Source organism: Rhodococcus sp. P14 (genome assembly GCF_000256505.1).
Taxonomy (GTDB): Bacteria; Actinomycetota; Actinomycetes; order Mycobacteriales; family Mycobacteriaceae; genus Rhodococcus; species Rhodococcus ruber.
The window spans coordinates 38,208-46,759 of sequence record NZ_AJFC01000059.1 but is presented as its reverse complement, the minus strand read 5'-3'; the positions used below and the strand labels follow the sequence as shown (position 1 = coordinate 46,759).

The following is an 8,552-nucleotide window of genomic DNA, read 5'->3' as shown; positions in this document are numbered from 1 at the left end:
CCCCCCGCGGCCCCCCCGCCGGGCGGCTGCCGCTGGACGTGCCGGGCGCGGTGCTCGCCACGCTCGGCTGCACCGGTCTCGTCTTCGGGCTCACCGAGGGCCCCGAGATGGGGTGGAGCAGCCCGGCGGTGGTCGGCGCGCTGCTCGCCGGTGCCGCGCTGCTCGCGGTGTTCCTCGTCGTGGAGCGCCGCGCCGAGAACCCCCTGCTGCCGTTCGTGCTGTTCCGCAATCCCGACCGGGTCGCGACGTTCGTGTCGATCTTCTTCGCCGGTGCCGTCATGTTCAGCCTCGCCGCGTTCGTCGCCCTGTTCGTGCAGGACATCCTCGGGTACTCGCCGCTGCAGGCCGGTCTGGCGTTCGTGCCGTTCGCCTTCGGGCTGGGCGCCGCCGCTGCGGTCGCGTCGAAGCTCGCGGTCCGGGTGCGGCCCCGGTGGCTCGTCGTCACCGGAGCCCTGATCATGGCGGTCAGCCTGCTGTACGGGTCGACCATGTCGCACACCGTCGCGTACGTGCCGACGCTGTTCGTCCTGGTGCTCGTCGTCGGATTCGGCGTGGGCCTGGCCGTGGTCCCGCTGCCGCTGTGTGCGATCGCCGGCGTCGGCTCGCACGAGATCGGCCCGCTCGCTGCGATCGCCCAGGTGGCGCAGACGCTCGGCGGCCCGATCGGTCTCGCCGTGATCGGCGCGATGGCCACCTCCCGGACCCTGGCCCTGGGGGGTACGTCCGGCGCCGTCGCCGACATGGACCCCGCCCAGCTCTACGCGCTGGGGGAGGGCTATCTGTTCGCTCTCGTCGGCTGCGCGGTGTGCGCCGTGATCGCGGGGGCTGCGGCGTTGTTCATCCGCTTCACCCCGGAGCAGGTCGCGCAGGCCCAGGAAGCGGAGAAGGCGGCGCAGGGTACATAGACCTCCGCCGCCGGAGGCACAGGGTACATAGACCTCCGCCGCCGGAGGCACAGGGTACATAGACCTCCGCCGCCGGAGGCACAGGGTACATAGACCTCCGCCGCCGGAGGCACAGGGTACATAGACCTCCGCCGCCGGAGGCACAGGGTACATAGACCTCCGCCGCCGGAGGCACAGGGTACATAGACCTCCGCCGCCGGAGGCACAGGGTACATAGACCTCCGCCGCCGGAGGCACAGGGTACATAGACCTCCGCCGCCGGAGGCACAGGGTACATAGACCTCCGCCGCCGGAGGCACAGGGTACATAGACCTCCGCCGCCGGAGGCACAGGGTACATAGACCTCCGCCGCCGGAGGCACAGGGTACATAGACCTCCGCCGCCGGAGGCACAGGGTACATAGACCTCCGCCGCCGGAGGCGCAGGGTACACAGACCTACGCCGCCGGAGGTGCAACAGCACACAGACCTCCGCCGCGGTGGCCGCCCGCAGCGGGGTGTGACCGCCGTGCGTCCCGGGTAGCCGGAGCACATGCTGTCCGCCTTCACCGACCGGGTTCGATACTCGGCGTCGTGGACGGTACGTGCCGTCCGCGAACGAGGCCACGAGCGCCACATCGCCACCCAGGCTGCCAAGGCGTCCGTCGCTGCGATGATGGCCTGGCTCGTCGCCGCCGAGTGGCTCGCGCTGCCGCAGGCCTATCTCGCGCCGTACGTCGCGGTGTTCCTCGTCGAGACGACGGTGTTCCGGTCGGTCCGGCAGGCGTTCGTGCAGATGGCGATCGTCCTGTCCGGGGTACTGCTCGCCGCGGCGGCGATCGCGCTCGTGCCCGGACCGACGCTGTCGATCGGCGCAGCCGTGCTCGTCGGCTGGTTCGTCGGCCGGTGGCGGGTGTTCGGCACCAACGGGATCTGGGTGGCGATCACCGCCCTGTTCGTCATCGCGACGGGCGTCGCGGGCGATCCGGTGATGCTGGGAGACCGGTTGATCGAGACCGCCATCGGCGCGGTCTGCGGACTCGTGGTGACCGCGGTGCTCTTCCCGCCCGTCTACCCGGTCGGAGACGAGCTCGAGGTACTCACCCGGGAGATCCGATCCCTGCTGTGCGACATGGCCGCCGGGACGGGCGACGACGCGGGGCCGGGCACCGGGGGCTGGGCGCGCTGGGCGGAGGAGATCGACCGGATGATGGAGCGCGCGGCGGAATCCTCGCAGTGGGCACGCGAGAGCGCGCGGCTCAATCCGCGTCCGATCGCAGACCGGGTCCGGGACCAGGCCACGGCCTCCCAGGGCGTCCTGGACCGGCTGTGGTACGCCGTGCCGGCGCTGCGCGAACTCGCACGTGTCGCCGAGGCGGCGTCGGACGGTGTTCTCGCCGAGGCGGACGACGCGGCGCGGTGTTCCGTGCCCACCCTCCTGACGGCCCTTGCCGGGCTCGTGGACCGGATCGGGGACGCCCACGACGACCCCGCGCGATTCGACGAGGCCCGCGACCGGTGCGCCCGCCGGCTCGCCGAACTGCAGCGCTCGGCCGCCGGGTCCGGTGATCCCCGGGTGGCGGCCGTGCTCGGGAGCTTCTGGCACCCGGCGCACCGGTTCCTCACCGCGGTGCAGGACACCGGGCGCACACCGCAATCAGGTCAGAATCACGAGTTCGGTGGCTGACGCCGTCTCCACCCGCAGACCCGCGCGGGCCGCGACCCGCGCGACACCGTCGACGTCCGCCGGCTCCGCGCGGGTCAGCACGAGCGCACGTGCCAGCAGGCCCTTGTGGTGCTTGTTGAAGTGGCTGACCACCTTGCGGCTGCCGTCCGGCTGCTCGGTGAGCACGGTTGCCGTGACCGCACCGGGGACAGGTCCGAGTTGCTGGTACACCCCCGAGCGCAGGTCCACGACGAGCTCCCCGGCGGCCTCCGCGGACAGTGCGTCGCTCAGTTCCGGGCGCCACAACGACGCGAGGGTGCCGAACCCGGGCAGCTTCGATCCGCCCGACAGGCGATATGCAGGGACGGGATCGCCCGCACGGACCGCGCCGAACAGCGCCGACCCGATCGCGAGCCGCCGGTAGGCCTTCGCCCGCTGCGCCCTGGTGAACCCGGCGGCGTCGAGGGCGTCGAACAGCACTCCGGTGTATCGCGCGAGCGCCGGTCGCGTGGGCGAGACCCACAGCTTGGCGTTGCGTTCGATCTCGTCCGCCTGCGTGGGACCCAGGCCGAGCGCCACGGTCGACGCCTCGTGGTCCGCGGCCAGGTCGACGAGTGCCTGCACCAGCGCCTCGCGAGTCACGGTCAGCTGCGGCATCGACAGTTCGCCCAGGTCGAGGGGCGCACCGTCGCCGCCGTCGGACTTGGTTTCGGAAGGAGGCAGAAGCACCAGCACAAGCGGTAACCGTACCGAGGCCGGTCCGGGGGCGGCAGGTAGGCTGCTCTCCCGTGATCACCCGCATGTCGCACCTGTTTCTCCGCACCCTCCGCGACGATCCGGCCGACGCCGAGGTCGCCAGCCACAAGCTGCTCGTGCGCGCCGGCTACGTCCGCCGCATAGCGCCGGGGGTGTACTCGTGGCTGCCACTGGGTCTGCGGGTGCTGCGGCAGGTCGAGCGCGTCGTGCGCGAGGAGATGAACGCGATCGGCGCGCAGGAGATCTCGCTGCCGGCACTGCTGCCGCGCGACCCCTACGAAACCACGAACCGGTGGACCGAGTACGGCGACGGGCTGTTCCGGCTGCACGACCGCAAGGGCGCCGACTACCTGCTCGGGCCCACCCACGAGGAGATGTTCGCGCTCACCGTCAAGGGCGAATACAACTCCTACAAGGACTTTCCGGTCACGCTGTACCAGATCCAGACCAAGTACCGGGACGAGGAGCGGCCGCGTGCCGGGATCCTCCGCGGCCGCGAGTTCGTGATGAAGGACTCCTACAGCTTCGATCTCACCGACGAGGGCCTGGCCGAGTCCTACCGGGCCCACCGCGACGCCTACGAGCGGATCTTCGCGCGTCTCGGGGTGAAGTACGTCATCGTCTCCGCGACCTCGGGCGCGATGGGCGGGAGCGCGTCGGAGGAGTTCCTCGCCGAGAGCGAGGTGGGTGAGGACACGTACGTGCGCTGCCTCGAGTCGGGCTACGCCGCGAACGTCGAAGCGGTGCGCACTCTGGCTCCCGAGCCGGTTGCGTTCGACGGGCTGCCCGAGCCGGTGGTGCACGACACCCCCGACACCCCGACCATCGAGACTCTCGTCGAGTGGGCAGCTGGGGCGCTCGACCGCCCGGTGACCGCCGCCGACACCCTGAAGAACATCCTCGTCAAGACGCGGCGACCCGGCGGGGAGTGGGAACTGCTCGGTATCGGCATCCCCGGCGACCGAGAGGTGGACGACAAGCGGCTCGGGGCATCGCTCGAGCCGGCCGAGTACGAGCTGCTCACGGACGCCGACTTCGCGGCCCACCCGTTCCTCGTCAAGGGGTACATCGGTCCGAAGGCGCTGCTGGACAACGGGGTCCGTTACCTCGTCGATCCGCGGGTCGTGGACGGCACGTCGTGGATCACCGGCGCCGACGAACCCGGCAGGCACGTCGTCGGACTCGTCGCGGGCCGGGACTTCGTCCCGGACGGCACGATCGAGGCCGCCGAGGTGCGCGACGGTGATCCGTCGCCCGACGGTGCCGGGCCCCTGGTGTCGGCGCGCGGCATCGAGATCGGCCACGTGTTCCAGCTCGGCCGCAAGTACACCGATGCCTTCGCCGTCGACGTGCTCGGCGAGAACGGCAAGCCGGTGCGGCCGACCATGGGTTCCTACGGTGTCGGCGTCTCGCGGCTCGTCGCGGTGATCGCCGAGCAGCAGCACGACGACAAGGGTCTGCGCTGGCCGGCCGAGGTCGCTCCGTTCGGCGTGCACCTGGTGATCGCCAACAAGGACGAGGCGGCCCGGGCGGGCGCCGAGAACCTGGCGGCCGAACTCGACAAGGCCGGAGTCGAGGTCCTGCTCGACGATCGCAAGGCCTCGCCCGGGGTGAAGTTCAAGGACTCCGAGCTGCTCGGCGTGCCGCTGGTGGTCGTCGTCGGACGGGGATGGGCGGACGGCAAGGTCGAGCTGCGCGACCGGTTCGGCGGCGAGTCCCGGGAGGTTCCGGCCGACGAGGCGCTGCAGGAGATCCTCGGCCGCTGAGGCGCGTCGGACCCCACAATCGGTGTCATGACCGACAGCGACACGGCCGACGACTGGGCCGCCACCGACAGCTACCTCGCCGAGCTCCTCGTCGGCGACGACCCCGCCCTGACCGCGGCGCTCGAGGCCAACGCCGCGGCCGGGTTGCCGCCGATCGACGTGGCACCGGTGCAGGGCAAGCTGCTGCACCTGCTGGCCCGGATCCGCGGTGCCCGGCGCATCCTCGAGATCGGCACGCTCGGCGGGTACTCGACCATCTGGCTGGCGCGGGCCGTCGGCGACGACGGGCGCGTGGTCACCCTCGAGTACGAACCGCGGCACGCCGAGGTCGCCCGCGCCAACCTCGACCGCGCCGGGGTGGGGGAGCGCGTCGAGGTCCGCGTGGGCGCCGCCCTCGACCTCCTGCCGTCCCTCGAGGGCGAGGCCCCGTTCGACCTGGTCTTCGTCGACGCCGACAAGGAGAACAACCCGCACTACGTGCGGTGGGCGCTGCGGCTCGGCCGACCCGGAACCGTGATCGTCGTCGACAACGTGATCCGCGGCGGATCGGTGACCAATGCCGACCTCGACGACGAGCGTGTGCGCGGCGCCCGGGAGGTGCTCGAACTCATGGGGGCGGAGCCCCGCCTCGACGCGACCGCGCTGCAGACCGTCGGGGTCAAGGGCTGGGACGGCGTGGCGATCGCCGTGATGACCGGCTGACCCGCCGCGCCGGACGGCTCAGGGTTGCCCGGGCAGCGCGACGGACGGCGGGGCGATCCCCAGGTTGACGCGCCACCGTGCCGCCCGCATCGCCGACTCGGTGAGCGCCTCGATCGCCGCTCCACGGGTGTGCTCGCTGCGGGCCCGCTCGACGACGGAACGCCACGCCACGGCGACATCGGCCTCGATCTGTACCGCCAGCTGTGCCGCCGAGACCGGATCGGTCACCGGGAAGGGCGTGGTGTACCCGGCGGCAGCGGGGGGCGGGGTCACGCCCGCGGCCCGCAGCGCATCCGTGGTGGCGTCGCGCCGGGCGCGGTGGGCCGCGGTGTCGGCCGAGACCTCGGCCGCCCGGGCGGGGTTGGAGAAGGCGGCGACGATTCCGTACCCGAACACCGCGGCGTACTCGGCGTTCAACGCGTCCACGAGGGCCTGCTGCTCGACACCCAGCGACTGCGAACTCACGGCAGCAGCACCCCCGTGTGCACGGCGCACGCGGCGCTGATCGAGGCGAGCAGGCCCGCCCGGTACCCCTGCAGGGTGCGGGCGAGATCGGCGGCGGCGCGCCGCGAGGTGCCCAGCCGGTCGCGCATCAGATCGAGGGTCGGTGGATCCGCGGCCGGAGCGACGGTCGTCGTCGTGACGTCCGACACCGTCGGGTCGGTCCCGGCGAGCCGGGCCACTTCGGCGTCCAGGGTCTGGGCGTGGGTCGTGCGTTCGGCGGCGACGGCCTGCAGCGCCTGCGCACGGTCCGGAAGCAGCGCGACGAGCAGGGCGGCGGTCGCGGCGTCGACGCGCGCCCGCTCGGCCTGCGCGATCAGCGGATCGACCTCTCCGCTGCCGTCGTCCTCGCCGGCAGCGCACCCGGCGACGGCGAGCGCGCCGAGACCGCCGAGCGCGGCGCCGGACCACCGCAACACGGTGCGGCGGGATACGGGCGGTGAGGATGCGAGCGTCGGCACCGCACCATCGTGCCAGCCCGGTCCGCGTGGATCCGACGGTGGTCGGCCGCGGGGGTTGGTCACGGGGGCACCGAATGCGCGATATCCTGGGATACCTGCCGGTCCGCTCGTGCGCCGGCATGTCGTCCGCTGCGATCACAACTGAACGAGGAGCTTGTCGCGATGCCGGTGCCGCCCCCGGAGAGAATTGCCGAACTCGTCTCCGGACCGATCGAGCGCGAGGGATACGACCTCGAGGACGTCGTGGTCACGTCTGCGGGCAAGCACAGCACGGTGCGGTTGTTCGTCGACAGCGACACCGGACTGAGCCTCGACGAGGCCGCCCGTCTGAGCACTCTCGTCTCGGAGGTTTTCGATTCCGTCGCCGACTTCGGCGAGTCGCCCTACGTGCTCGAGGTGACCAGCCCCGGCATCGGCCGCCCGCTCACCCTCGAACGGCACTGGCGCCGGTCCCAGGCCCGCAAGGCGCGGATCGACCTGGACGACGAGACGATCGTCGGCCGCATCGGTGAGCTCGTCGGCGACGAGGTCCGGGTCGTCGTCCCCGGCCGCAACGGGCCGTCCGTGCGGGTGCTTCCGCTCGCGGATGTGCGCCGCGCCGTTGTCGAGGTCGAGTTCAACGCGCCGAATCCGCGCGAACTCGAACTCGCGGGCGGGGTGCCGGACGGCCGGGTGCGTGCGGGCGAGATCGCCGAGAGCGACGGCGAGGATCCGGACGACGAGAACGGCACCGACTACAACGGCACGGACGAAGTGAAGGTGGACAAGTGAATATCGACATCGCAGCCCTGAAGGTCCTCGAGGCCGACAAGAACATCCCGTTCGATGCGCTGATCGAGACGATCCAGACGGCCCTGCTCACCGCCTACCGGCACACCGACGGGCACCAGCCGCACGCGAGTGTCGACGTGGACCGCAGGACCGGCGCTGTGCGGGTGATGGCGCAGGAGTTCGACGCGGACGGCAACCTCGTCTCCGAGTGGGACGACACCCCCGAGGGCTTCGGCCGCATCGCGGCGACCACCGCGCGCCAGGTGATCATGCAGCGCATTCGCGATGCCGAGCACGAACAGCGGTTCGGGGAGTTCGCGACGCACGAGGGCGAGGTCGTCGCCGGCGTCGTCCAGCGCGACACCCGCGCCAACGCCCGCGGCATGGTCGTGGTGAAGATCGGTGGCGAGACCACCGGCGCCGAGGGGCTGATCCCGCCGGCCGAGCAGGTGCCCGGCGAGACGTACGAGCACGGTGACCGGATCCGCTGCTATGTCGTCGGGGTCTCCCGTGGGCAGCGCGGTCCTCAGATCACGCTGTCCCGGACGCACCCCAATCTGGTGCGCAAGCTGTTCGCCCTCGAGGTGCCGGAGATCGCGGACGGGTCGGTGGAGATCGTCGCCGTCGCGCGGGAAGCCGGCCACCGTTCCAAGATCGCGGTCCATTCGCGAGTGCCGGGGCTCAACGCCAAGGGCGCGTGCATCGGCCCGATGGGGCAACGGGTGCGCAACGTCATGCGTGAACTCGGGGACGAGAAGATCGACATCATCGACTTCGACGAGGACCCGGCGAGGTTCGTCGGCAACGCACTGTCCCCCTCGAAGGTGGTATCCGTCACAGTCGTCGATCCCGACGCGCGTGCGGCCCGGGTCGTCGTCCCCGACTATCAGCTCTCCCTCGCGATCGGCAAGGAGGGGCAGAATGCCCGCCTGGCTGCGCGGCTGACCGGGTGGCGGATCGACATCCGCAGCGACGCCGCGGCCGGTGGTTCGGAGTCGGCGGGGTCGCCCGCGACAGGCAGGTAGGGGTGGAATGCACGGTTCCGG

At 71.8% G+C, this 8,552-nt stretch carries 9 protein-coding genes; 6 read left to right on the top strand and 3 right to left on the bottom strand.

The features are described from left to right. Positions 1-905 (top strand): MFS transporter (locus OEY_RS0104345; protein WP_010592714.1); only part of this gene is annotated, 905 nt, incomplete at its 5' end. 531 nt (positions 906-1,436) lie between these two features. Beyond that, the gene (locus OEY_RS0104340) at positions 1,437-2,570 is read left to right on the top strand and encodes an FUSC family protein (protein ID WP_010592713.1); all 1,134 of its coding nucleotides are present in this window, start codon (positions 1,437-1,439) and stop codon (positions 2,568-2,570) included. On the opposite strand, the gene yaaA is transcribed toward OEY_RS0104340, so the two are convergent. Continuing rightward, positions 2,541-3,284, bottom strand: coding sequence for a peroxide stress protein YaaA (gene yaaA, locus OEY_RS0104335; RefSeq protein WP_010592712.1), 744 nt, complete (start codon positions 3,282-3,284; stop codon positions 2,541-2,543). The two genes, OEY_RS0104340 and yaaA, sit on opposite strands and share 30 nt — an antisense overlap. A 53-nt stretch (positions 3,285-3,337) precedes the next feature. Here yaaA and OEY_RS0104330 point away from each other — a divergent pair, with 53 nt between their 5' ends. Both OEY_RS0104330 and OEY_RS0104325 read left to right on the top strand, forming a co-directional pair. After that, entirely contained in the window at positions 3,338-5,071 is a 1,734-nt protein-coding gene (locus OEY_RS0104330) for a proline--tRNA ligase (protein WP_010592711.1), read from the top strand. Positions 5,072-5,098: 27 nt separating this feature from the next. Then, complete coding sequence (locus tag OEY_RS0104325) at positions 5,099-5,773, top strand: O-methyltransferase (protein WP_010592710.1); 675 nt, start codon at positions 5,099-5,101, stop codon at positions 5,771-5,773. Positions 5,774-5,791: 18 nt separating this feature from the next. Here OEY_RS0104325 and OEY_RS0104320 read toward each other — a convergent pair whose 3' ends face one another. After that, positions 5,792-6,238 (bottom strand): ferritin-like domain-containing protein, encoded by a 447-nt coding sequence (locus OEY_RS0104320; RefSeq protein WP_010592709.1) that lies wholly within the window; start codon positions 6,236-6,238, stop codon positions 5,792-5,794. After that, positions 6,235-6,735 carry a hypothetical protein gene (locus OEY_RS0104315; protein WP_010592708.1) on the bottom strand — a complete coding sequence of 167 codons (501 nt, stop codon included), beginning with the start codon at positions 6,733-6,735 and terminating at the stop codon, positions 6,235-6,237. Before OEY_RS0104315 ends, OEY_RS0104320 begins: the two co-directional genes overlap by 4 nt. Positions 6,736-6,897: 162 nt before the next feature. Between OEY_RS0104315 and rimP the strand changes: the two genes are divergently transcribed. Together rimP and nusA are read left to right on the top strand one after the other, a co-directional pair. Next, positions 6,898-7,506, top strand: coding sequence for a ribosome maturation factor RimP (rimP, locus tag OEY_RS0104310; protein ID WP_010592707.1), 609 nt, complete (start codon positions 6,898-6,900; stop codon positions 7,504-7,506). Then, a complete protein-coding gene (gene nusA / locus OEY_RS0104305) occupies positions 7,503-8,531 on the top strand; it encodes a transcription termination factor NusA (protein ID WP_003938972.1) in 1,029 nt (342 codons plus the stop codon). The genes rimP and nusA overlap by 4 nt, the downstream gene beginning before the upstream one ends. Positions 8,532-8,552: the final 21 nt, after the last annotated feature.